This window comes from Caldalkalibacillus salinus (assembly GCF_016745835.1).
Lineage (GTDB): Bacteria > Bacillota > Bacilli > Caldalkalibacillales > JCM-10596 > Caldalkalibacillus_A > Caldalkalibacillus_A salinus.
In genome coordinates this window covers 206415-229248 of sequence record NZ_JAERVL010000012.1, presented here as the reverse complement: position 1 = coordinate 229248, position 22834 = coordinate 206415, and the positions used below count along the sequence as shown (strand labels likewise).

Genomic DNA, 22834 nt, shown 5'->3' with positions numbered 1-22834 from the left:
ACCTTACACACGTGACTCTTATAGATCCCCTTTTAAAACAGTGTAAAAAACCCACAATGCACATTGTGGGTCGTACACACTCTAACTTTTGAAGGGGGATTTTACTATGGTAAGACCATGCCAATGTTTAACGTTCTGTTATCGTGAGCTTATATTGCATCGCCATAGGCGCTCTAGATGAGTATTTAATCTTTGCTATGAGGAGTGTGAACCTCTGTAGGAAGAACAAACGTATACCCTTCTTCTGTTAGGGCTTCTAATATTGGTTTTAAAGCCTGCGCCGTAACAGGTTTATCATGAAAAAGAATGTTGTCGCCGTTCTTCATACTCGACAGCACTTGATCTGTAATCTCCTCAGGTGTGTTAAACTCCCAATCCAATGAGCCGTTAGACCAGTTCATGGTTTGCATGCCTTCTTCTTGAATGATATCTAAGGAAATATCTGAATTTTGACCGAAAGGGGGGCGGAAATAGAGCGGACGCTCTCCTAGCTGTGCTTCAAGAAAATCATTAAGTCCGACAATTTCATCGCGTACCGTTTCAGGCTCTTCTTGCCGGATATAGATATGCCACCAAGTATGGTTACCGATAAGATGGCCACGAGCGGAGATCTCTTGTAAAAGTGCCACGTTTTGTTCAGCGTAATGCCCGTTCACAAAAAAGATGGCCTTCGCATTAAAATCATCCAATATATCAAGAATATCCATTGTCGCATCACCCGTCGGTGTATCGTCAAAAGTTAACAACGCCACTTTCTCGTCTTGGGTCTCTTTACGTTGTTCATCATCCTCAACGGGTGCAATCATGTAATTTTGGGGATTTACCGCGTACCGCTTTTGTTCACCTTCTTCAGTAGAGATCGTTTCTTCACTATGGGTGTTATGTTCATTCGTATCGGTGTCCTGATTATGATTCATCTCCTCATCACCGTCTTTCTCATGTTCCTCTGTGTCTTTTTTCTCCTCGCCCTCAGGCTGTACTTCTTTTGCCTTGTGGCTACCATCTTCATCTTGCGGTTGGGATACATTTTCACTTTGACAACCGTAAACCATCACTAAAATACTCATCAAGATGATGGCGTAAACCACACGTCGGAATGCAAAGCTCATGCCTATTCTTCCCCCTTTATCAAGCTATTCCCTTTTTACTATTGTACAATGGACAACGTAAAATATGGCACTTTTTTTAAAAGGAAAAAACGACCAGTATTAATCACTGATCGTTTCATAAAAGGCATCTGCTATGAGTCGGTATCCCTCATCATTGGGATGGACGTCCTGTTCGTTTATGTGAGTGTAGTCCTGCGCGTGACCGTAAAAGGTGTCATAAACGGACACCCTATGTACATTGGTATATGCTTCAACAACGTCTTGTACGATGGCGTTAAAAGTGGGAATGACCTCAGTCCCGGTCTCATGCAGCGCGTGTTCTTCTGGAAAGGGTAAGTATAAATCCATGACGTAAATGGCAGCCGTGTCATTGAACAAGACAATATGCTCGATGATAGTAGATAAATTTTTACGGTACTGCTGTAAACGCGTTTGGAGATGGTTCTCATCAATATCTTCCGTGTTGAGAGCGCTGAGTAAATCATTACCACCGATCGTTATCGTAATAAGATTCGCTTGATTTAATTTTTGTGTCATACCGGGCCCCTCTTGGAGATAAGTAAGCAACTGTCCACTGGTGATACCAGGAATCCCGTGGTTCTCAACATAAACACCTTGCTCTGATCGAAGTTGTTCGACAAGCTGGGGAACAAAGGCATTTAGTCGTAAATAATCTTCAACAGAGGACCCGATGCCAGCTGTTAAGGAGTCACCCAAAGCAATGTAGAACAGATCAGAAGGATTTGTATCGTCTAGCACGATATCGGATTCACTGTCTTCTGTGGTCGCTGTAAGTTCCTCCCTAGGGTTTGATCGTTCATCATGACTATAACTAAGAGCAGTCTCGGCTCTTGAAATGGTCACAGAAAGACACAAACAGATCATCAAAGTCCAAATTGTTTTTTTATTGATCGTTGATAGGTGGTTGTTAAGTTTCTTTCGTTCGAGCACGGCGTTTTTCGCTCCATTCATCAAAGATTTTATACATAACAGGGACGAAAACGAGTGTAATCAGCGTGGCAAATGATAAACCAAATACAATGACAGTGGCCATCGGTGCTTGTATCTCAGTCCCTTCTCCGAAGCCAAGCATGAGTGGGATGAGTCCAATCACCGTTGTGAGTGCCGTCATTAAAATCGGTCTCAGACGAATAGGACCAGCGGTATACAAGGCTTCATCTCTTGCCATGCCATTTTTACGTAACGTGTTGACGTAATCAATAAAGACGATAGCATTATTAACAACGATGCCGGTTAAGACGAGTATGCCTACAAGAGACCCTACGTTCAATGGGCGGAAGGTCACGAGTAAGCCAAAAATCACCCCAATAATGGTCAGAGGTACAGCCGTCATAATAATAAAAGGGTAGAAGTAAGATTCAAACTGGGCTGCCATTATCATATACACGAGGACAACAGCCAAGGCAAGAGCCGCCGCTAGCTTTTGAAAGGCGTCAATCATCTGTTCATTCTGGCCGCCAAAATGAATATTATAACCAGCGGGGAGCGCGAGTTCATCAGCTAATGTTTCCCGTATTTCTTTGGTCACGCTTCCCAAATCACGATCGATGAGTTGAGCATTCACGGTCACTTCTCGAATACGATCCACTCGACGTATCGTATGAGGACTACGATCCTCTATGATCTCAGCAACGAGGTGGAGAGGAACACGTTGACCTACAGGCGTGTCTATTTGCAGTTGTTCAAGCTCTTGAACAGAGAGATCGTCATGATTCAAAGAGAGTCGAACGTCAACTTCATCACCCGTACGACTTAAACGTGTCCCTAAGGCGCCTTCTGTCGCTTCATGGACAACAGATGCGATTTGTCCGCTAGTCAAGCCGTATTGTGCCGCACGGTGACGATCCACAACGATTCGCATTTCTTCCTGTCCTTGTGTAAAATCACTTTCAGGTTCACGTACCCCGTCAATATCCGTAATGAGGTCGACAACTTGCTGTCCTAGCGTTTCTAAAACTTGAACGTCCTGCCCCTGAATGCGTAACGATACCGGCTGTCCCGAAAAACCAGAGTCACCCGTTTGTATCCTAACACTCAAATCTGGTATATGATCAAGCCGTTCTCGAATATCATCTGCAATCTCAAGATCCGAGCGGGAACGTTGTGAGAGAGGGACCAACTGTAAATGATAGTTAGCACGATGGGTCAAACTTCCTGATGCTAATTGAAATTGCCCTGCGCCCCCAACTGTAACGAAAACATGACTGATTTCCGGTATATGTTCGAGCTCTTTCTCAATGTCTTTGGTCACATCGACGGTGCTCTCTAGTGAACTCCCGACCGATAAACGGGCGTCTAGATAGATCATACTTTGATCCTGGTGTGGTAGAAATTCTGTGCCAATAAACGGAATGCCAGCGCAACTGATTAATAACAGTAAAAAAACAGCCAGCACCACTTTTTTGGGTCGTTCTAATGCCCATTTTAATACGGATTGGTAACGATCTTTTAACGTTACAAAACCGCGCTGAAATAGCGTATCCTCATCATTAATATCAAGCAGACGAGATGAGAGTAGGGGGACAACAATTAAAGAGGTAAAAAGTGACGCAAGCAAAGCATAAGTCACGCTGAGTGCAAGTGGTTTAAATAACTGCGCAGCCAGTCCTTCTACAAACACGATGGGTAAAAAGACGATAACGGTTGTTAATGTTGCGGCTATAACGGCTGGACCAACCTCACTGGTCCCTTTCATAGCGGCTCGCCTCATACTATAGCCCAACTGTCGATAGCGATATATATTTTCAATGATGACGATCGCATTATCGACCATCATCCCGATGCCTAGAGCTAATCCACCTAAGGTAAGTAGATTAAGTGTCTGGTCGGTAAAATACATTAAAATGAAGGTGCCAACGATGGAAAGGGGAATAGACAAAACCACAACGAGTGTTGAACGGAAGTGTCTTAAAAAGAGATAGAGCACTAATCCGGCTAAAATACTCCCAATGAACATGTTAATAGCGACCGTGCGTATGGACTGGTTAATATACAAGGATTGGTCGAAAATAGGCTCGATCGTCATATTCGGGACTGTCTCTTGTAATTCAGCGACCGCTTCGTTTACCTCACGGGCGACTGCGACTGTGTTAGCGTCTGTTTGTTTTTGAACACTAATACCGACACTAGACTCACCGTTTAAAAAGCTTAGAACACTATCCTGTTTGTAAGTTTCTTCAACGGTAGCGAACGCTGAAAGAGGGATCACCCCTTGGTTGGTGGGGACAGGAAGCCGTCGTATATCCTCAACCGATTCAAAATGTCCTACGATTCGAACAGGGATATCGAGGTCTCGATCTTTCACAATGCCCCCTGGTAAACTGAGATTTTCGGCTTGTAAAAGCTGTTGGACCTTTTGCAGAGAGAGGTCGTATGCTTGTAGCTGTTGGGCATCCAATTGAATAACGATTTCTTCTTCACGTCCACCTTCTACATTGACAGCCGCAATTCCCTCGATTGGTTCCAGTTTTGGTTTAATGCGGTTTTCGACCATACGTTTTGTTTCAGTAATGTCATATTCAGAACTAGATACCGCCAGTTGTATGATTGGGAGCACCCGCGGGTCGAATTTTAATACCGTCGGTGTTTGAACGTCGGCTGGTAAATTTTCACGAACCATGTCAATGCGTTCTCTCATTTGTAGGGTCGCATCATTCATATCGGTTCCCCACGTAAACTGGACAATAATGAGGGCACCACCCATTCTTGATGTGGAGTTTATACTTTCAACGTTAGATATGGTTCCCATCATATTCTCTAGTGGTGAGACGACTAACTGTTCCATCTCCTCAGGACCAACCCCATCATAATTCACCGTAATGGCTGCGATAGGAAACTCCAGTTCAGGGAATAAATCAACGGTAAGACCTTGTAAGGATACGAGACCAATGATGATGATGAGAATGATCACCATAGACATGGCAACGGGTCTTTTAACTGCAAGAGTAGATAGTTTCATGACGTTCACTCACTTCTAGATTGAATAATCTTGTACATTAATTTTGTATATACACACGTCGTCCGTCCGTTAGGCGGTTTTTGCCGCTTGTCACAACCGCTTGACCAGGCGTTAAGCCAGCATTAATAACGGCGACATGCTGATTGCGCTCTTCAATGTCAACAGGTTGAAGGTGGGCCACTTGCTCTTCATCAATGGTATACACATACGAAGATTCATCTTGTATAAAGATAGCTTCCACAGGGACCAAGATCTTGTTTTCCATTGATGCGACTTCCGCTTGGATACGAGCAAGTTTCCCAGGAAATATAGCACGGTCTTCATTATCTAAGCGTATTTGGGCTTGGAAGGTACCTTCTGGACCCGGCGCAGGGGATAAGGTATGCAATGACGTTTCAATCGCTTTTTGTTCCTCTTCTAAATGCACCATAACATCCATGCCTTGGCGAAGTTGGTTAATTTGACTGCTCCCGACCTGTAGATCAATCATGATCTGATCTAAGTTAGACACCTGTAGGACAGGCGTGTTAGGCATGGCCATGTCGTTCGGATCGATGTATCGAGCCGTCACTAAACCTGGAAAAGGCGCTGTAACCGTTAATCTTTTTAAAGATTCCTCCGCCAACCTTACCTGTGTACGTGCTTGTTCTAACTGAAGCTCTAACTGCGTAATGTTTGAAAAAGAGGAAGTGTCAGGCCCTTGGGCCATTTGACTCTGAAATAACATGAGTTCCGTTGAGGCTTGCAACAAGTCTAAAATGGTGACAGCGCCTGTTTGTGCTCCTTCAACAACGGCTTGGGCCCGCGCAACGGCTTCTTCCTGTTCTTTTAATCGTTCACTCGCTTCTTCTGAGGCTTGTCTACTCAGTGATTGTGCGTCTTGGTAAGTTTCCTCTAGTATACGGACTTGTTCTTTAGCTTCCTGCAACTGCGCGCGTGCTTCCTGATTATCGAAGGTAAGTAAAGGATCACCCTCTGCCACTTGATCACCAATTTGAACATACACGTCTTTGACTTCAAGTGCGCTTGGACTCACAACAGGGAAAGTTTGTCGTGCTCTTGTTTGTCCCGAAATTTCAATTGTTTGTTGAAAAGTCCCTTGTTCCACTTTTCCTACACGTACGGGGAGAATCTCCTCATCTTGATCGGCGGATTGTAATGGGGCCGTCGTACAACCAGTCATGATAAAGATAAGGCCTAATATAATGAAAATAAGGCAATGACGTCTTGAATACATCATGTTGATTTACCTACACTCCTCAGAATGATATATTCTTTAATGTATCATTTTTGTATAACTTTAAACAGAAATAATATGTGGATTTAACAAATCTTTTATATTTTCATCATTCCGGGATTGTGATAAAGTAAAAACATATCTATCTCATTCTGTGTTTCTGTGTGTAGATGAATCAAGTAAGATACACAATTTTAGAACCAAACAACAGGTCTACACATATAGTGTAGTACTAGTTGATGGCGAGGGAGGGTCACATACTATGAGACTTGAGCGCCTAAACCAAGACAAGATTAGAATCTTCCTAACGTTTGACGATTTGGTAGAGCGGGGGATTAACAAGGAAGATATATGGCATGACATTCCTAAGGTACATGAACTGTTTAACGATATGATGGATCAAGCGTACCAAGAACTAGACTTTGAAGTGACCGGCCCTGTAGCTGTTGAAGTGTTTAATTTGCCAGCACAAGGGATGGTGGTCATTGTGACAAAAGGTAAAAGTTCTTTTGAGTCATCAGAAGATAAAGAGGACAGAGATGCGTTGGAAGACGACTTTTATGAATTAGAAGTCACACTAGATGAATGTGATGATGTCCTATTCTCGTTTAAGGATCTTGAAGACGTCATTTCTGTTTGTCATAAATTACATCCGTTTGTTGAAAAGGAAGGGAAATTATTCCGATATCATCAACGATACTACCTCTTGTTTGAGGATTTAACCTTAGAAGAAACGGTGTATGACCTTGTGATTGCCATCTTGTCTGAATTTGGTGAGCCGTCTATGATTAGTAAGTTTATATTAGATGAATATGCGACAACGGTGATGAAGGAACAGGCCGTCGCTTCCGTCTGCGAGCACTTTCATTTATAAAAAAAGCATGCCCTGGATTGCTAAGAAGCATCAACATCGGGCATGCTTTTTTGTATGAGAAAAATATTTAAGCCTAGGGGATATGAAGGTTACTAAGCAACGACATGACAATAAATAGTAAAGACCAGAGTAAGAGCGGTCGTAAGCACGCCCCGTCACGTTATAAATAAACTGTGATAAGGGCGCTTTTGCGCTTTTCTTTTTTCAGCATACTGCGGAGCATCCCAGGCTACCTGATACACATTTTCTGCAGGAATGCCACTCAGTTTACCCTCGAATATCCCTGGGAAAACGCGACCGACAGATATATTTTGAGTCCGATGCGCCTGAAGTGCTTCAGATACCACTTTTCTTGTGCTTTCAACATTTATAATCACATCAAGCTGGTCGAGTGTTTCACCGTATGGTGGTTGGTTATCTTGATTGTCATTTTGTCGGGTCACATAATAAAGGGACTGTAACCCTGATATACGTTCTTCGTGAGCTAAGCGAGAACAGAGCTGTTGCATACGAATATGATCAGCGTGACCCGAAATGCCATGTGGAGGAAAAGTCACAAGGATATCAGGTTGTACGGCTGAAATAACATCCTCAAGATCATCTTCAAGTTCAGGTGTATGGGATAATTGACCGTCCTTAAAAGATCGTAAGTACAGATGATCAACCCCTATTATATCGCAGGCTTTCTCAAGCTCCTGTTGACGGACTTGTGGTAAGTCTTCTTTTGAACAGTATGGTGGGTGACCCGTTTTACCAGCTTCACCCTTTGTTGCACAATATAGGTGTATTTCAAGGCCTTGCTGTTGATAATGAACGATGGTCCCCCCAGTGGCAAAAGTTTCATCATCCGGGTGGGCGAAAGCGAACATTAATTTCTTTTTCATTTTTTAACCACCTTTCCCTATCTAGTGTATCAGATATTGTGAAAACCCTGCTTTAAAGTTTAGGATTTTTAATAAAAAATCTTTGCAGCGGGTGTGGATAGGTGTATACTATGATGTGAATGATGTAATGATGTGAATGATGTTAAACGATGTACATTGATTTAGAGGTGAACATAGAATGGGAGATAAGACCGAAGAATCCAAGCAAGAAATGGAAAATTTAAATGTATTGGCTTCAACACAGTCTATTATTCAGGACGCGCTGTCTAAGCTAGGTTACCCTGAGCAAGTTTATGAGCTGATGAAAGAGCCTATGCGAATGCTGACTGTGAGAATACCTGTTAGAATGGACGACGGGTCTGTCAAGATTTTTACAGGATATAGAGCCCAACATAACGATTCAGTCGGACCAACAAAAGGCGGTATTAGATTTCACCCAGAAGTGTCAGAAGATGAAGTGAAAGCGCTTTCAATATGGATGAGTCTCAAATCCGGTATTGTTGATTTACCCTATGGTGGAGGAAAAGGCGGTATTATCTGTGATCCGCGTGAAATGTCTTTCCGTGAACTAGAACGTCTTAGCCGTGGTTATGTACGAGCGATTAGTCAAATTGTGGGACCGACGAAGGATATTCCTGCACCGGATGTGTTTACAAACTCTCAAATTATGGCCTGGATGATGGATGAATACAGTCGGATTCGAGAGTTCGATTCTTCTGGCTTTATTACCGGTAAGCCGCTTGTGTTAGGTGGTTCACACGGTCGTGAATCCGCTACGGCCAAAGGTGTTACGATTTGTATTCGCGAGGCCGCGAAGAAGAAGGAAATCGACTTAACTGGGGCAAAGGTTGTCATTCAGGGCTTTGGTAATGCTGGGAGCTTCTTGGCTAAGTTTATGCATGACGCAGGGGCCACCGTCGTTGGCATATCTGACGCATACGGCGCGCTACACGACCCTGAAGGACTTGATATTGATTATCTTCTAGATCGAAGGGATTCGTTTGGAACCGTTACCAAGTTATTCAAAAATACTATTACCAATGAGGAACTTTTAGAGCTTGAGTGTGACATACTCGTTCCAGCCGCCATTGAAAACCAAATTACGTCCGAAAATGCCGATCGTATCAAAGCTGAAATCATTGTAGAAGCCGCCAATGGGCCAACAACAATCGAGGCCACTCGTATTCTTTCGGATAAAGGCGTATTAATTGTGCCAGATGTGCTTGCAAGCGCTGGTGGTGTAACGGTGTCCTATTTTGAATGGGTCCAAAATAACCAAGGGTATTACTGGACGGAGGAAGAAGTAGAAGCAAAACTAGAAAATATTATGGTCAAAGCTTTCGATAATGTATATAAAGCTTCAAAGATAAGGCAAGTGAATATGAGGCTATCGGCTTATATGGTCGGTGTACGAAAACTAGCCGAAGCGTCGAGATTCAGAGGTTGGGTATAAAGCTGTAGACCTGGGCGTGTGTCATCATGGAATATATGTCAGTGATGTTAAGAGCTTAAATAAAAAAACCTGTTAAAATCTGTCATGATTTTGCAGGTTTTTTTCATGTAGCTTTTACGTTATCGCTTTAAACTGTTTTAAAAAATACAGAAATACTTAGCGGTTAAAGTACTGTTGTAATAGGTTAATGTCTTGAGTGATTTCTAGTGATACCATGAGCTTCAATCGTGCTTTCGGTCCATTTAAACCGTTTGAAAATATAACGCCTAAATCCTTGAGTTGTTTACCACCACCGTCGTAGCCATAGGTACTTTGAACAATGCCGTTAAAACATCTAGAAACAAGGACAATAGGGATATTCATGTTACAAGCTTGTTTGATCGCCGGAAGTAGGGATGGGGGTAAATTCCCCTGACCAAAAGCTTCAATAACGATGCCATCTGGTTTCTGATTTAAAAGTGCTTCTAGCCACTCTTGTTCCATGCCAGCAAAAGCTTTCAATAAAACAACTTTTTTACGTAAGTGATGTATATCATAATGGTCTCTATTAATCGGAGCATGATGAAAGTTGATGCCTTGCTTTGTTGTGACGCCAATAGGACCATATTGTGGTGACTGGAAGGTACTGACGTTGCTCGTATGCGTTTTTGTTACATTTTTAGCAGTGTGAATTTCATCATTAAAGACGACCAATACGCCTTTGTTTAAAGCTTCTTTAGAGGCTGCTACACGAACCGATTGAAGTAAATTAATGGGGCCGTCTGCACCTAACTCATTGCTACTACGCATCGCCCCCGTAACCACAATCGGTTTCTCCGAGAAGATTAATAGGTCGAGCATATAAGCGGTTTCTTCTAATGTATCCGTTCCATGTGTGAGTACAATACCATCAACCTGACTATCGTTAACATATTGCTCTACGCGTTTGGCAAGCTTAAACATAATCTGAGGCGTCATGTGCGGAGAAGGGATATTGGTATAGTCATCGACTGTGATGTGGGCATAGGGTTGGAGTATAGATAATGTTGTGTCTAGTGGATTTGCCTCATTAGGCCGTACCGCTCCTGTCTGGTCCTCAGACATGGCGATGGTCCCACCTGTATGGATAATCACAATGTTCTTTTTCATCTCGACCCTCCTGCTATTCTTTTTTTCTCGTTTCATGTTAACATGAAGTTAAAAAGGGAGAAAAGGGGAAAGAAGATGATGAGTCTCATCATGGCGGCAGTGGCTCCGGGTTTAGCATTGTTATGTTTCTTTTACTTAAATGAAAAATTTGACACAGAGCCAGTGGCCATTGTTGGACGTTTATTTGTGCTAGGTGTCTTGCTCGTGTTTCCTGTTATGGTCATTCAACTGACAATTCAAGAAGCCCTGCAGCTACCTCCTTTTCTTGAAGCTTTCATGAATACGGCATTATTAGAAGAGTTTTTTAAATGGTTTATCCTTATGTTTTTCGTTTTTCATCACGTCGTCTTTAATCAGCACTACGATGGGATTGTCTACAGTGTAGCTGTCAGTATGGGATTTGCCACGATGGAAAACATCCTCTATTTATGGGTGCATGGGGTGGACCATGCTATGCTACGAGCATTGTTACCTGTATCAAGCCATGCATTATTCGGGGTTGTGATGGGTTACTACATAGGCAAAGCAAAATTCAATGTTCCTTCCACAGTGATGAGAAAGTATTTTTTTTATTCCATCATTTTACCTGTTGTCCTGCATGGCGTTTACAATTACATTCTCATCTTAGGACAAAACTGGTGGCAATGGGTCATAGCTCCGTTTATGATCGGGTTATGGTGGTTTAGCCTGCGCAAAGTGAAGATCGCCAATAATACCGTCGTTTCCATCGGTTCATCTCCTTCTAAAAATCATGATATTGGGGCATACTGAAGGTATGATTTTTGTGAGGAGGTTCCCATGAATAAACAGGATAGACTTAAAGTTTTTATACGCTGTAACCAATGTGGTGAAAACTTTATTCTAAGAGGAACAAAAGAAGGTAAAGGGACGTATGGAACCGGTTTTAAGCGTTGTGTATGTAACAACGAAAATGATTTCAACATTCGTTCCGAAGTTGAACAACCACCATTACCCTAGTGACTAAGTGTGCGTTATATAGCAAAAACTTAACAAACGTCATGTTTAAGAGGAAAAAGGACAACTCGTTCTTTTTCCTTTTTTGTATAAATCCTAAATGTAAGTAGAAAAATACCACTACGAGAGGATAAAAATGAGGAGGTACTCACATGAGAGTCAGTCTAGGAAAAGCAATGTTACGTTGTGCGATATTCGTGTGTATATTAGGTTTGATCTTGTCTATTCTCCCTGCCCCTTCTCATGCATTTAGTCCTCAAGTCATTCAAAGAGGGGCTGTAGGAGATGACGTGATCGAGCTACAAGCAAGGCTACAATATATAGGGTATTACAAAGGAAAAATAGACGGCGTATTCGGTTGGGGTACTTATTGGTCTGTCCGGAACTTTCAGAATGATTTTGGTATTGAAGTAGACGGGTATGTCGGTGATGAATTGAAGCAAAAGCTAGAGAAAGTCACGCGTTATGATCGTGCCTATGTTTTTGGTGAGCTAGAAAAAGGAAAAACACCTGAAACATACGGAGATCAAAAAGGACCTCAGGGCGAGGTGCCACCACCGGGGCAACGGGATCCTGGGACGAAGCCTGGGGGGCAAGCCGGTCAACCAGGTGGTGGAGGACATGCAGCACCCGGTGGTGATCAAGGTGCTCAACCTAATGGTGGGGATCAAGCTGGTGAACAGGCCGAGACACCCGTAGGTGAATATGAAGAAGGTGTCAATATACCGGATGGTTTTACAGATAATGACCTAAGGCTAATAGCGAACGCTGTATACGGTGAAGCGCGCGGAGAACCTTATGAAGGTCAGGTTGCGGTTGCGGCTGTCATTTTGAATCGTGTGAACGACGAGCGGTTTCCTAACACGATCTCGGGTGTTATTTTTGAGCCGAGAGCCTTTACAGCCGTATCAGACGGGCAAATTTGGCTTGACCCAAATGACACTGCAGAGAGAGCGGTACAGGATGCTATCAATGGTTGGGATCCTACTAATGGATTAGTGTATTACTTTAATCCTGCCACGGCGACATCCCAATGGATGTTTGAACGTGAACAGGTCAAACGTATTGGTAAACATGTCTTTGTAAAAGGAATGGGGGATTAATAGTATGGGTCGAATAATACATGTTGCTATATCAGCCATCCTTGTTGTAGCTGTAGCAGCTGTTGGTTTTTGGGGCTACCAAGAACATCAAGACAAAAACTCAGTCTTAATTCAAGCAGAGAACAATTACCAAAGAGCCTTTCATGAGCTAAACAATAACATCGGTAACTTGGAGGATGAACTAGGGAAGTCAATTGCGATGAATAGTCGCAAACTCATGGCGCCATGTATGACAAATATATGGCGGTTGTCCTACGTTGCTCAAAGCAACATTGGTCAATTACCACTCAATCTCATGGCCTTCTCAAAAACGAAAGAGTTCTTGGCAGACATCGCTGATTACACTTATGACATTGGGATGCGTGACCTAGAACAAGAACCATTAAGTGATAAAGAATGGCAACGTCTGAAGACCTTACACAGCCAATCCAAGGAGATCAAATCGGAGCTTCGAAAAGTTCAATCTCAAGTGTTAGATGAAGGCTTACGTTGGATGGATGTTGAGGTAGCATTAGCGTCAGAAGATGCCGATATGGACAAGGGTATTGTCCAAGGCTTTGAAGGATTAGAAGAACAGGTTCAAGGCTACATTGAATCAGAAAATGACGCCACAGATAGCAAGTCGGTAAACGATATGACAGATCGAGGCAAAATTTCCGGAGAGGATATTTCTGCCAAAGAAGCGCAACAGCGAGTACGCGATTTTCTTGGCATCAAAAAGGCTGAGATGGAAGTCGAAGAACATGATGATGAAGATGGTGTGAGTATCTATAGTGTCCATATTAAAGATGGAAAGAATACCATCTCCGTCGATGTGTCCAAAAAAGGTGGCCATGTCGTATGGTTCCTTAACAGCAGAAATGTCAAAGAGGCTAAAATCGGGCTTCACGAAGCCCAAAATAAAGCGTTATCGTTTTTAGAAAAACGAGACCTGTCCTCACTCGAGGTCATAGAAACCAATCAATATGACAATGTCGGCGTCTTTGAATTTGTCCGGCAAAAAGAGGATGTCCGTATCTATCCTGAAAATATAACCGTGAAGGTCGCGCTCGATAACGGCCATGTGATCGGATATCATGCTGAAGATTACCTTGTCAATCATCAAAAAGATCTAGAAGTTCCGGAGACGAAAGTGACACTTGATGAAGCGAAACAAAATGTAAACGGAAACCTTCAGGTCATGGAAGATCACCTTGCGATGATTGAGGTGAAGGAAGAAGAATACGCCCTTTGTTATGAGCTTCTAGGTACGATTGAAAATGAAACTTATCGTGTCTTCGTTAATGCCGAAACGGGCGAAGAAGAAAGAGTAGAGAAGATGAAGCAAGCACAACCCCTTTAAAACCCATTTCCACCTACCACATTGTGTGGTAGGTCTTTTTTTATTTTTGCTATAATACAAGTATAGAAGGGGGGATCATGAAGTGAAAATACCGTTTAAAATTGGAGAGCATTTGACTTTACAACAGGGTAAAGACAAAATGAGTCAGTTAGACGAGCCATTTAAATCGAGGTTAGTAGACATCCAAGAGGACCATATTTGTATTGAGTGTCCCATCACTCGAGAAGGGAAGGTCACTTACTTTCCTGTCGGAGAAAAAATGAGTGCCACTTATGATGTTTACGATGGCGCCCGCTATACTTTTCCTTGTGATGTACTCAGTCATAAACGTGACCCTAACAATGTGATGGTGACACTTTTATCCTACCCGAAGAAAGACGACATCGTACGTATCCAAAGGAGAAAGAATTTTAGAGTTCCTTGTCATTTAGTCGTTAGAATTCAACCTCATGAAACGACCCAAATCGCCCCATTTGAAACTCATACCATTGACCTCAGTGCTGGTGGACTCGCCTACGATGCAAACCATCCATTGCCTGAAGCAACAATATTAAATTGGTCCCTCACGCTTCCGATGCCAGAGGGACAAGTATTACAACCTAGCGGGACTGCCCGTGTCGTACGTGTAGAACCATCCCCAAAAGACCCTTCATTATTACGTCACTCCATAGAATTTCAAAATCTCATGCCCGCAGATGAAGAAGCAATCGTCCAGTATTGTTTCAACCGTCAACGAAAAATCAGACACACAACTTTATAAAGAAGCGTCGCTGTAGCGGGGTTTGACCACTAATGATTTATTTAGACTGATTAAGATCTTAAGTGCTGATTGTGATATTTTTCCTCCTGCTTGGTGACAATAAAAGCGATGAATAAGGAGGGTAGCCATATGGAAGATGCACAGTCTAGCACGTCACCAAGACAAATGGTCCTGCTTTTAATGACACGTTTGGAAAGTTATCTCCTCAAAACATTGTTGTTTTGTGTGATGGTTCTTATCATCGTTCAAGGTTTTATACTCCCAAACGAATCACCACAACATCATGTCAATAAAGCGCTTCAATATGAAGGAGTATGGCATCAGAATCAAACTAAAGCAGAGATCGTATTGAAAGAACACAACTAAATATGGTATGATTTTATTACTTTTGTAACTTGGTATGACGACAGGCTTTTACATCATTTAATGTTTCGACAAAGGATTAGTAAGGGCTGATCACAAACATTTCTTATTGAATAAATGTGACCGAGAGAGCTTGGTTCATACCAAGTTTTTCTTATGTCTTGATCACGAGGTAGGGGTGAGGAGCATGAAGAAGATTAATGTAGCGATTGATGGACCAGCGGGGGCAGGTAAAAGTACAGTGGCTAAAAAGGTTGCTGACCGTTTCTCGTATATTTACATAGACACAGGTGCGATGTACCGCTCCCTGACCCTAGAGGCGCTGAAACGAAACGTAGATGTTCATCAGGAAGCAGACCTAGTGACCTTACTAGATAAGACGAATTTAGAGTTAACTGCAGGGCAAGATGGGCAAAAGGTCTATGTCAACGGTACAGATGTCACACAGGATATCCGCGACAGGGAAGTGACGAATCAAGTGTCTTATGTGGCCCAACATGGTAAAGTGAGACAGGCCATGTTGGATTTACAAAGAGACATGGCCGAAAACAAAGGTGTTGTCATGGACGGGCGTGACATTGGTACGCATGTTCTGCCTCATGCGGAGGTGAAGGTTTATCTCTCTGCCTCAATAGAGGAGAGGGCTAAACGAAGGTACATAGAAAACCAGCAAAATGGTGAACATCTTGATCTCGAAAAACTAAAAGAAGAAATAAGAGTACGGGATGAGAAGGACAGTAATCGAGAAGTCGCCCCTTTAACTAAGGCAGATGATGCGACTGAAATTGATACAACAGGTCTTTCAATTGACGAAGTGGCTCAGCGTATATCAGAGTTAATTACACAGTATCAAAAAGTGTGACGAAAGAGATGTGTTTTTGAAAGGGGAGAGGTCCTCATGTTATATCACATTTTCAGAGGATTGTTCAGAGTTTTTTTTCGCCTGTTCTATCGCTATGAAGTTGTAGGGAACGAACATATCCCTAGTACGGGCCCTGTGATGTTATGTTGCAATCATATCAGTAATCTCGATCCGCCCATCCTCGGTTGTGGAACAGATAGAAAAGTATCCTTTATGGCGAAGCAAGAACTTTTTAAGATTCCGGTTGTGTCTTTTTTAATCCGGTCCTTTGGTGCCTTTCCGGTGAAAAGAGGCGTCACCGATAAACAAGCCCTTAAAAAAAGTTTATCCATATTAAAAGAGGGTGGCACATTAGGGATATTTCCTGAAGGCACGCGATCCAAAACAGGGCGATTAGGCAAAGCTTTTTCTGGCGTGGGATTATTCGCCTTAAAAGAAAATGCCGACGTGATTCCTACTGCCGTGATCGGTCCGTACAAACTGTTTAAAGGGGTTAAAATTGTGTATGGTCAACCGATTGATCTAGAAGACCTGAGACAAGATAAGGTGAACTCTGAGAAAGTACAGGAAGCAACTGATCGGATAATGACAGGCATACAGCAATTACTCGATGAACATAAAAATCAATTATAAAAGTGAAAGTATAGGAAAATGTGACCCTTTAGTTGGCACAAGTGAGCCAAATATAGTATAGTAATAAAGATAATAAGTTTACACAGGTAACTAAGGAGGATGTCATGATGGCTGAGGAAATGCAAAATGAACTAGAAGCTAAAACATACAATATAGGGGATGTGGTAGAAGGTAAGGTGGCCAAGGTTGAGGATAAAAGAGCGCTTATCGACTTTGGTTCTAAAATAGATGGGATTTTACCTATTGGAGAGATTTCCAATGTGCACATTGAGAAAGTCTCTGATGCCCTATCTGAAGGAGATGAAGTGACAGTTAAAATCATTAAAGAAGATGATGAGGATGTCATTTTATCTAAGCGTGGGGTTGACAATGAGCGTGCACTAGATGACCTAGAGAAAAAATTAGAATCTGGAGACGTTTTTGAAGTTGAAGTTGCTGATGTTGTAAAAGGTGGCCTTGTAGCGGACGTGGGCATGCGTGCGTTTATTCCAGCTTCTCTCGTAGAGCGCCATTACGTAGAAGATTTCAGTGATTACAAAGGCAGAACGTTACGTGTGAAAGTGGTTGAGCTAGACCGCGAAAAGAACAAAGTGATCTTATCTCAAAAAGCTGTACTAGAGGCTGAAGCGGACCAAGAAAAGCAGCAACGTCTAGAAAGTCTTGAAGTGGGCCAAGTGCTTGAAGGCACAGTGCAACGTCTGACATCATTTGGCGCTTTTGTCGATATTGGTGGGGTTGATGGTCTTGTCCATATCTCAGAGCTTTCATGGACTCGTGTTGAAGAGCCTTCAGAGGTTGTGAAAGAAGGGGACCAAGTCAAGGTCAAAGTATTAAAAGTAGATACAGACGCTGAGAAAGTGAGCCTAAGTCTAAAAGCAACTGAAGAAAGCCCGTTTGAGAAAGCAGCAAAAGAGATCAAAGTGAACGACGTCGTTAAAGGAACGGTTCGTAGACTTGTTTCTTTTGGTGCTTTCGTTGAGATTCAACCAGGAGTTGAGGGGCTTGTTCATATCTCTGAAATTGCCAATCGTCACATTGGTACTCCTGGAGAAGTCCTAGAAGAAGGGCAAGAAGTAGAAGCTAAAGTCCTTGATGTGAAACCTGAAGAACAAAGAATCAGTTTAAGTATCCGCCAGTTGCTAGAAGATGAAGAAAACGCAAACGTTGAAGAGTACAAACAGGATGACCAAGGCATGGGCATCACACTCGGTGACATGATTGGGGATCAACTGAAAAAACTTAAAAAATAATATAAGAGATAAATTGCAAGGGATATGTTGTAATCACAAGATTTTAAAGGCACGCTATCTTTTATTTTAAACTCTAATGTTAAAGCTGACGAGATCATCGTCAGCTTTTTGTATTTTGTTCCCTTTTTCGTAAAGACACTTGCAAGCGCTTGTTCCTACACCCTAGAAAAAACGAGATAAACGCAAAGATAGCCATGAGGGATGTGCTGTCAGTATCATGGGGTTGGAGCTTGTATGCCCTAACATGTACGTAGAACCGTTTATTCTATGCTCTCTTCCTATCCATAGGATTTTTTTTGTGGGTTGCGGTCATACTGTTTGTAGGAGGGAACAGAATATGAACGAAGGCGTTTTATTCTTTATTGCCATGTGGCTATTATTTATTTTAGCAAGCACACAATGGCTTGATGGGATTTGGAAAGACAATCATACACGCAATAGAAGGTTGACCATCATGATGTTATTACTGATGATCATGGGTCAGGGCCTTTATTTGCCTATAACAGACACTTATCACATTAATATGGGAGTGTATATAGGGGGGAGCCTATTACTGTTTTATGCCTTCTGGGCAAGGGGGGCGAATTATAGGTTGCAAATATTGTGCGTGATGATTTTTCTGGGTATTTTTTATGCCATGTCGTACAAGCTATTTTTTATTGACCCTGTTCTAATGATTTGGTCTCCTCTTTACCTATTGCCCATTTTTATGACTTTATTTGTTGCTTTAGCGACCAGCGACATCGCCTATCAATGGCTGATGATGGGCGGGGGGATGTTATGTGGTGAACTTCTTCATCAGTACTTGTTGCAAGACTATGTACCCGTTGTATATGCAGGGGATGCTTATTTTAGGGATATGTTTATCGTCGCCTTTTCACTCGTCACAGCTTTTCATCTTGTGCTTAGGGTATCGTACCGATTGTATCAGTTGATACGCACACGGCAACCTCAAGGAGAATAGGAGGACTGAATATGGAAGACTACGCACTGGCAACGACACTTGGTGTCGCACTCGGCTTTCTAGGTAGAGTGGTCATGCTCAAAACAGATTATCGTCAGTATCCTACTTACCCTCATGGTAGCATCATTCATCTCGCACTCGGTTTTATTGCAGCTGCCTTGGGGAGTATCGCGGTCCCTGCTTTATATGAAAAAGAATTCACAGCCATTACGTTTCTCTCTCTAGCGGCGCAACAGTTTAGAGAGGTACGTAATATGGAAAGGAATACGTTATCAGAATTAGATTCAATGGAAATGGTCTCTAGGGGAACCGCGTACATTGAAGGGATCGCGATGGCTTTTGAAGGGCGTAATTACCTCGTGATACTGACCGCCTTTTTGACGAGTCTTTCAGTCATGCTCATCAATTGGTGGGTGGGTATCGTTGTAGGGCTTTTATCCATCATCTTGGCCTATATTTATCACCAAGGGAGTAGCCTCAAAAAAATAGCAGATATTCATCTTGGTCAAGTTCGCTTTGAGGGCCCAAACCTTTTTGTGGACGATATACACATCATGAATGTAGGGGTAAAAGAAAGTCAGAAATTGATACTTGAACGTGGCTTAGGGTTTGTTATTAATCCAAAATCTATGGACAGCATTGTCACATTATCAAACTTGGGCCAACGCCAAGCGATTCTTCATGATCTGTCTGTCGGTTTAGGTGTGTATAGAGATGCCGGTAACCCTTCACTCACACCGCTGACTAGACGAGACATCAACGATGGTCGCGTTGCCGTGTTTTTCTTGCCTCAGATTAAAAGTGAAGCACAGGCCAAAAATGTGATCTCAAAAGTCCCTATTCTTGAAAACGCGGTACGCATACCGTCTGAATCAGATGCACTGCACGAAGAAAGAAAGGGGTAAATGACAATGGAAACGTTAAGTGTCAAAAGTATCCTGGCCGTTGTAACGAGCTCGCCACAAAAGGTGAGTGGGGGAGGTGCTCCCATATTTGTCGTTAAGGATAAAGAGGAAATTCAGCAAAGAATCTTCTTGTTAGAGAACATTCTTAACGGGATGGCTCATGAACTGGACGAAGAAACGTATATCCTAGTCAGACACTAAAAGGTGAACGTGTTGAAGAAGAAATTATACATTGACCAGTTTGATGAGGACCAATTATTACATAAAGCCTGGCAGGAGGTTTACGGTCAAACATTAACGTCTGAGCAGTCAAAAAGGTTCAAACAAAACCATCCCAAGGGAAACTTTGTGTATCTAGGGAAAAATACAGCAGGTCAAAGGGTATATTGGATCAATGTCAGTCAATCTATCAGAATCTGTATTCAAGCGTGGTCTGAATTCTGGGCACTACTGGGGGACAATATTCTCTTTTGGGAACTCATTTATCATAAAAAAAGGGGTGGGAGAGCGTGAACCTCATCTATTACTGCTACGGAAGTGCACACTCTTCTATTGTTGCGGCTGCGATTCACCTTGGTCATCTTCCGGATGATCGCGTCGCGAGTGTTGAGGATATACTTTCACTCCCAGACTTTGATATTTCCCGTAACGACTCCCTCGGCCATCTGTTTTTTAAAGGAGTCGATCATGATGGGCATAACGTATATACGATTGGCTTAGGCCCAGAAAGACAATTGGTTCAACGTTCTATTGCTTCCATGATCGACCATTTATCGGATGAACCGGATCAGTTCTTGTTTGCCCAAGCACTGCCCCATATCAACCGCATGGCCAGGATAGGGGGGGCATTATCAAGAAGGTACGGCTGTGTCAAAATAGGAAGATATGTCGCAGCCAAGGGCGTTCATCTTGATTACAAAAGCCTTTTATCTTTTGTAAAAGATACAAAAAAGAAGTTAAAAAATAAAATAAGTCGTTGAACCATCGCATATTTAGGATTATGATAATAGAGAACTAATTTGCCCTTTTTTCTTTTTTGGTTACAGAAAGGTGTGTTTTTAATCATGTCAAAACCGGTAGTCGCTATTGTCGGACGACCCAATGTAGGGAAGTCTACAATATTTAACCGATTAGTCGGGGAAAGAATATCCATAGTAGAGGATGTCCCCGGCGTTACGAGAGATCGTATTTATAGCTCTGCAGAATGGCTTAAATATGAGTTCAACCTGATTGATACAGGTGGTATAGAGATAGGCAATGGAGAGGATCAAATTCTAGAGCAAATGAGGGAGCAGGCTGAACTTGCTATTGAAGAAGCTGACGTTATCATCTTTATGGTTGATGTCAAAACAGGGGTGACGTCGACAGATCAAGAAGTCACCAAGATTTTATACAGGTCTAACAAACCAGTCGTCCTAGCCGTCAATAAGGTCGATAACATTAACAAAATGGATGAAATTTATGAATTCTATGCCCTTGGTTTTGGCGAGCCTTTGCCCATATCAGGGGCTCATGGGACAGGACTTGGTGATTTGTTAGACGAGGTGGTTAAACACTTTCCGCAGGATGAAGAGGTGGAAGAGGACGATGATAAGATTCGTGTCGCTTTTATCGGGCGTCCTAATGTCGGAAAGTCTTCTTTGGTGAACGCCTTGCTTGGACAAGAACGCGTCATTGTCAGTCCTGTTGCGGGTACGACAAGGGACGCCATTGATACGCCTATTACTAAGGACGATCAAGAGTATGTCCTCGTAGACACAGCAGGAATGAGAAAGCGTGGTAAGGTATACGAAAAAACAGAAAAATACAGTGTATTGCGTGCCTTAAAAGCGATTGAAAGATCTGACGTGGCTCTACTTGTGATTAATGGTGAAGAAGGGATCATTGAACAAGACAAGAAGATTGCAGGATATGCCCACGAAGCTGGACGAGGGGTCATTATCATCGTTAATAAGTGGGATGCAGTAGAGAAAGATGACCGTACTCATCAGGAATTCAAAAAGGATATCCGTGACCATTTTAAATTCTTAGACTATGCACCTATCTTGTTTGTATCAGCCTCAACAAGGCAACGTATACATCAAATCTTGCCTAAGGTTAAAGATGTGGCCGAACAACATGCCCTGCGTGTTCAAACTCACGTGTTGAATGACATCATTTTAGACGCTGTGACGATGAATCCGCCACCTTCGGATAAGGGGAAACGTTTAAAAGTAAACTATGGAACTCAAGTATCGGTCAAACCACCCACGTTTGTCCTTTTTGTCAATGATCCTGAGATTATGCACTTCTCATATTTACGGTATATGGAAAATAAAATTAGAGAAGCATTTCCTTTTGAGGGAACACCCATCAGAATTTTTACGCGTAAAAAATCGGATAATCGTCATTAGGGAGGGGTAAGAAATGGAGGCTGTTCTTACGTGTATCGTCGCTTACCTCATCGGTTCCGTAAGCTTCAGTTACATTATCGCCAAAAAAGTAGCTGGCATCGATATAAGACAACACGGCTCAAAAAATGCAGGTGCTACAAACACCCTAAGACTGTTAGGAACAGGACCTGCCGTACTTGTGTTGTTACTAGATGCATTAAAAGGCATTGTCGCTGTGCTATTTGCCATGTGGTGGAATGGGATAGAATGGGTCGTCGTTCTATCAGGATTACTCGCCATCTTAGGGCATAATTGGCCTATATTTTTTAACTTTAAAGGAGGAAAAGGGGTAGCGACAACAATTGGCGTCGTTGCCACCTTAGCTTTTCTTCCTTCGCTTCTATCTGGTATGATAGCCATAACTTCAATCGTCATATGGCGTTACGTATCACTAGGCTCTTTAATTTTTGTCACACTCTTGCCTTTGATGATGGTACTGCTCGGTACGCCAGCGCCATATATGTGGGGCGCTATTGTCCTTATGATTTTATCCTATATTCGTCATCGCGCCAATATTGTTCGCATCATCAAAGGGGAAGAGAACAAAATAGGGAGCAAAGTTGGAGAAAATAAAGCATAGG

The 22834-nt window shown here is 42.5% G+C and carries 24 protein-coding genes; 18 read left to right on the top strand and 6 right to left on the bottom strand.

Annotation, left to right across the window (positions count from 1 at the left end; genetic code table 11):
• Positions 1 to 185 precede the first annotated feature (185 nt).
• The 4 genes from JKM87_RS09190 to JKM87_RS09175 all read right to left on the bottom strand — a co-directional run bounded on the left by JKM87_RS09190 (position 186) and on the right by JKM87_RS09175 (position 6328).
• Positions 186 to 1109, bottom strand: a complete 924-nt coding sequence (locus JKM87_RS09190; RefSeq protein WP_202080045.1) for a polysaccharide deacetylase family protein — start codon at positions 1107 to 1109, stop codon at positions 186 to 188.
• A gap of 99 nt (positions 1110 to 1208) precedes the next feature.
• Positions 1209 to 1973 carry a GDSL-type esterase/lipase family protein gene (locus JKM87_RS09185; protein WP_202080044.1) on the bottom strand — a complete coding sequence of 255 codons (765 nt, stop codon included), beginning with the start codon at positions 1971 to 1973 and terminating at the stop codon, positions 1209 to 1211.
• Between the two features lie 64 nt (positions 1974 to 2037).
• Positions 2038 to 5088, bottom strand: coding sequence for an efflux RND transporter permease subunit (locus JKM87_RS09180; RefSeq protein WP_202080043.1), 3051 nt, complete (start codon positions 5086 to 5088; stop codon positions 2038 to 2040).
• Between the two features lie 37 nt (positions 5089 to 5125).
• Positions 5126 to 6328: an efflux RND transporter periplasmic adaptor subunit gene (locus tag JKM87_RS09175; RefSeq protein ID WP_202080042.1), complete on the bottom strand. Its 1203-nt coding sequence runs from the start codon at positions 6326 to 6328 to the stop codon at positions 5126 to 5128.
• Between the two features lie 259 nt (positions 6329 to 6587).
• Between JKM87_RS09175 and JKM87_RS09170 the strand changes: the two genes are divergently transcribed.
• On the top strand, positions 6588 to 7199 hold the full coding sequence (locus JKM87_RS09170; RefSeq protein WP_202080041.1) for a genetic competence negative regulator: 612 nt from the start codon (positions 6588 to 6590) through the stop codon (positions 7197 to 7199).
• Between the two features lie 155 nt (positions 7200 to 7354).
• Here JKM87_RS09170 and JKM87_RS09165 read toward each other — a convergent pair whose 3' ends face one another.
• Positions 7355 to 8083 (bottom strand): PIG-L deacetylase family protein, encoded by a 729-nt coding sequence (locus tag JKM87_RS09165; protein ID WP_202080040.1) that lies wholly within the window; start codon positions 8081 to 8083, stop codon positions 7355 to 7357.
• A 178-nt stretch (positions 8084 to 8261) separates the two neighbouring features.
• Here JKM87_RS09165 and JKM87_RS09160 point away from each other — a divergent pair, with 178 nt between their 5' ends.
• Positions 8262 to 9536, top strand: a complete 1275-nt coding sequence (locus tag JKM87_RS09160) for a Glu/Leu/Phe/Val family dehydrogenase (protein ID WP_202080039.1) — start codon at positions 8262 to 8264, stop codon at positions 9534 to 9536.
• A gap of 156 nt (positions 9537 to 9692) precedes the next feature.
• Here the strand turns inward: JKM87_RS09160 and JKM87_RS09155 are convergent, their stop codons facing one another.
• Positions 9693 to 10664 (bottom strand): asparaginase, encoded by a 972-nt coding sequence (locus JKM87_RS09155; RefSeq protein ID WP_202080038.1) that lies wholly within the window; start codon positions 10662 to 10664, stop codon positions 9693 to 9695.
• Positions 10665 to 10739: 75 nt separating this feature from the next.
• Between JKM87_RS09155 and prsW the strand changes: the two genes are divergently transcribed.
• The 16 genes from prsW (at position 10740) to plsY (ending at position 22833) form a co-directional block, all read left to right on the top strand.
• Positions 10740 to 11435 carry a glutamic-type intramembrane protease PrsW gene (gene prsW / locus JKM87_RS09150; protein ID WP_202080037.1) on the top strand — a complete coding sequence of 232 codons (696 nt, stop codon included), beginning with the start codon at positions 10740 to 10742 and terminating at the stop codon, positions 11433 to 11435.
• A gap of 27 nt (positions 11436 to 11462) precedes the next feature.
• Positions 11463 to 11642, top strand: coding sequence for a hypothetical protein (locus JKM87_RS09145; RefSeq protein ID WP_202080036.1), 180 nt, complete (start codon positions 11463 to 11465; stop codon positions 11640 to 11642).
• 149 nt (positions 11643 to 11791) lie between these two features.
• A complete protein-coding gene (gene sleB / locus JKM87_RS09140) occupies positions 11792 to 12742 on the top strand; it encodes a spore cortex-lytic enzyme (protein ID WP_202080035.1) in 951 nt (316 codons plus the stop codon).
• Between the two features lie 4 nt (positions 12743 to 12746).
• Positions 12747 to 14084: a germination protein YpeB gene (ypeB, locus tag JKM87_RS09135; RefSeq protein WP_202080034.1), complete on the top strand. Its 1338-nt coding sequence runs from the start codon at positions 12747 to 12749 to the stop codon at positions 14082 to 14084.
• Positions 14085 to 14166: 82 nt separating this feature from the next.
• A complete protein-coding gene (locus JKM87_RS18205) occupies positions 14167 to 14844 on the top strand; it encodes a PilZ domain-containing protein (protein WP_202080033.1) in 678 nt (225 codons plus the stop codon).
• A gap of 129 nt (positions 14845 to 14973) precedes the next feature.
• Positions 14974 to 15210, top strand: coding sequence for a DUF5359 family protein (locus JKM87_RS09125; protein ID WP_202080032.1), 237 nt, complete (start codon positions 14974 to 14976; stop codon positions 15208 to 15210).
• 184 nt (positions 15211 to 15394) lie between these two features.
• Positions 15395 to 16069, top strand: a complete 675-nt coding sequence (gene cmk, locus JKM87_RS09120; RefSeq protein WP_202080031.1) for a (d)CMP kinase — start codon at positions 15395 to 15397, stop codon at positions 16067 to 16069.
• A 36-nt stretch (positions 16070 to 16105) separates the two neighbouring features.
• The gene (locus tag JKM87_RS09115) at positions 16106 to 16702 is read left to right on the top strand and encodes a lysophospholipid acyltransferase family protein (protein WP_202080030.1); all 597 of its coding nucleotides are present in this window, start codon (positions 16106 to 16108) and stop codon (positions 16700 to 16702) included.
• Positions 16703 to 16809: 107 nt separating this feature from the next.
• Positions 16810 to 17952 (top strand): 30S ribosomal protein S1, encoded by a 1143-nt coding sequence (gene rpsA, locus JKM87_RS09110; protein ID WP_202080029.1) that lies wholly within the window; start codon positions 16810 to 16812, stop codon positions 17950 to 17952.
• A gap of 337 nt (positions 17953 to 18289) precedes the next feature.
• The gene (locus JKM87_RS09105; RefSeq protein WP_202080028.1) at positions 18290 to 18916 is read left to right on the top strand and encodes a YphA family membrane protein; all 627 of its coding nucleotides are present in this window, start codon (positions 18290 to 18292) and stop codon (positions 18914 to 18916) included.
• An 11-nt stretch (positions 18917 to 18927) separates the two neighbouring features.
• Positions 18928 to 19821 carry a YIEGIA family protein gene (locus JKM87_RS09100; protein ID WP_202080027.1) on the top strand — a complete coding sequence of 298 codons (894 nt, stop codon included), beginning with the start codon at positions 18928 to 18930 and terminating at the stop codon, positions 19819 to 19821.
• Between the two features lie 6 nt (positions 19822 to 19827).
• Positions 19828 to 20022 (top strand): capping complex subunit for YIEGIA, encoded by a 195-nt coding sequence (locus JKM87_RS09095; protein WP_336885153.1) that lies wholly within the window; start codon positions 19828 to 19830, stop codon positions 20020 to 20022.
• A 12-nt stretch (positions 20023 to 20034) separates the two neighbouring features.
• The gene (locus JKM87_RS09090; protein WP_202080025.1) at positions 20035 to 20334 is read left to right on the top strand and encodes a hypothetical protein; all 300 of its coding nucleotides are present in this window, start codon (positions 20035 to 20037) and stop codon (positions 20332 to 20334) included.
• Positions 20331 to 20801: a DUF3189 family protein gene (locus JKM87_RS09085; RefSeq protein ID WP_202080024.1), complete on the top strand. Its 471-nt coding sequence runs from the start codon at positions 20331 to 20333 to the stop codon at positions 20799 to 20801. The genes JKM87_RS09090 and JKM87_RS09085 overlap by 4 nt, the downstream gene beginning before the upstream one ends.
• Before the next feature lie 84 nt (positions 20802 to 20885).
• Complete coding sequence (gene der / locus JKM87_RS09080) at positions 20886 to 22214, top strand: ribosome biogenesis GTPase Der (protein ID WP_202080023.1); 1329 nt, start codon at positions 20886 to 20888, stop codon at positions 22212 to 22214.
• Positions 22215 to 22227: 13 nt separating this feature from the next.
• Positions 22228 to 22833: a glycerol-3-phosphate 1-O-acyltransferase PlsY gene (plsY, locus tag JKM87_RS09075; protein ID WP_202080022.1), complete on the top strand. Its 606-nt coding sequence runs from the start codon at positions 22228 to 22230 to the stop codon at positions 22831 to 22833.
• Position 22834: the final 1 nt, after the last annotated feature.

Bases quoted from the DNA above. Each gene is read 5' to 3' on its own strand.
- plsY (WP_202080022.1), top strand. From the start codon at position 22,228: ATGGAGGCTGTTCTTACGTGTATCGTCGCTTACCTCATCGGTTCCGTA.
- JKM87_RS09175 (WP_202080042.1), bottom strand. From the start codon at position 6,328: ATGATGTATTCAAGACGTCATTGCCTTATTTTCATTATATTAGGCCTT.
- JKM87_RS09165 (WP_202080040.1), bottom strand. From the start codon at position 8,083: ATGAAAAAGAAATTAATGTTCGCTTTCGCCCACCCGGATGATGAAACT.
- JKM87_RS09155 (WP_202080038.1), bottom strand. From the start codon at position 10,664: ATGAAAAAGAACATTGTGATTATCCATACAGGTGGGACCATCGCCATG.
- JKM87_RS09100 (WP_202080027.1), top strand. From the start codon at position 18,928: ATGGAAGACTACGCACTGGCAACGACACTTGGTGTCGCACTCGGCTTT.
- prsW (WP_202080037.1), top strand. From the start codon at position 10,740: ATGATGAGTCTCATCATGGCGGCAGTGGCTCCGGGTTTAGCATTGTTA.
- JKM87_RS09105 (WP_202080028.1), top strand. From the start codon at position 18,290: ATGAACGAAGGCGTTTTATTCTTTATTGCCATGTGGCTATTATTTATT.
- rpsA (WP_202080029.1), top strand. From the start codon at position 16,810: ATGGCTGAGGAAATGCAAAATGAACTAGAAGCTAAAACATACAATATA.
- JKM87_RS09170 (WP_202080041.1), top strand. From the start codon at position 6,588: ATGAGACTTGAGCGCCTAAACCAAGACAAGATTAGAATCTTCCTAACG.
- JKM87_RS09160 (WP_202080039.1), top strand. From the start codon at position 8,262: ATGGGAGATAAGACCGAAGAATCCAAGCAAGAAATGGAAAATTTAAAT.
- JKM87_RS09190 (WP_202080045.1), bottom strand. From the start codon at position 1,109: ATGAGCTTTGCATTCCGACGTGTGGTTTACGCCATCATCTTGATGAGT.
- sleB (WP_202080035.1), top strand. From the start codon at position 11,792: ATGAGAGTCAGTCTAGGAAAAGCAATGTTACGTTGTGCGATATTCGTG.
- JKM87_RS09145 (WP_202080036.1), top strand. From the start codon at position 11,463: ATGAATAAACAGGATAGACTTAAAGTTTTTATACGCTGTAACCAATGT.
- der (WP_202080023.1), top strand. From the start codon at position 20,886: ATGTCAAAACCGGTAGTCGCTATTGTCGGACGACCCAATGTAGGGAAG.
- JKM87_RS09125 (WP_202080032.1), top strand. From the start codon at position 14,974: ATGGAAGATGCACAGTCTAGCACGTCACCAAGACAAATGGTCCTGCTT.
- JKM87_RS09095 (WP_336885153.1), top strand. From the start codon at position 19,828: ATGGAAACGTTAAGTGTCAAAAGTATCCTGGCCGTTGTAACGAGCTCG.
- ypeB (WP_202080034.1), top strand. From the start codon at position 12,747: ATGGGTCGAATAATACATGTTGCTATATCAGCCATCCTTGTTGTAGCT.
- JKM87_RS09115 (WP_202080030.1), top strand. From the start codon at position 16,106: ATGTTATATCACATTTTCAGAGGATTGTTCAGAGTTTTTTTTCGCCTG.
- cmk (WP_202080031.1), top strand. From the start codon at position 15,395: ATGAAGAAGATTAATGTAGCGATTGATGGACCAGCGGGGGCAGGTAAA.
- JKM87_RS09180 (WP_202080043.1), bottom strand. From the start codon at position 5,088: ATGAAACTATCTACTCTTGCAGTTAAAAGACCCGTTGCCATGTCTATG.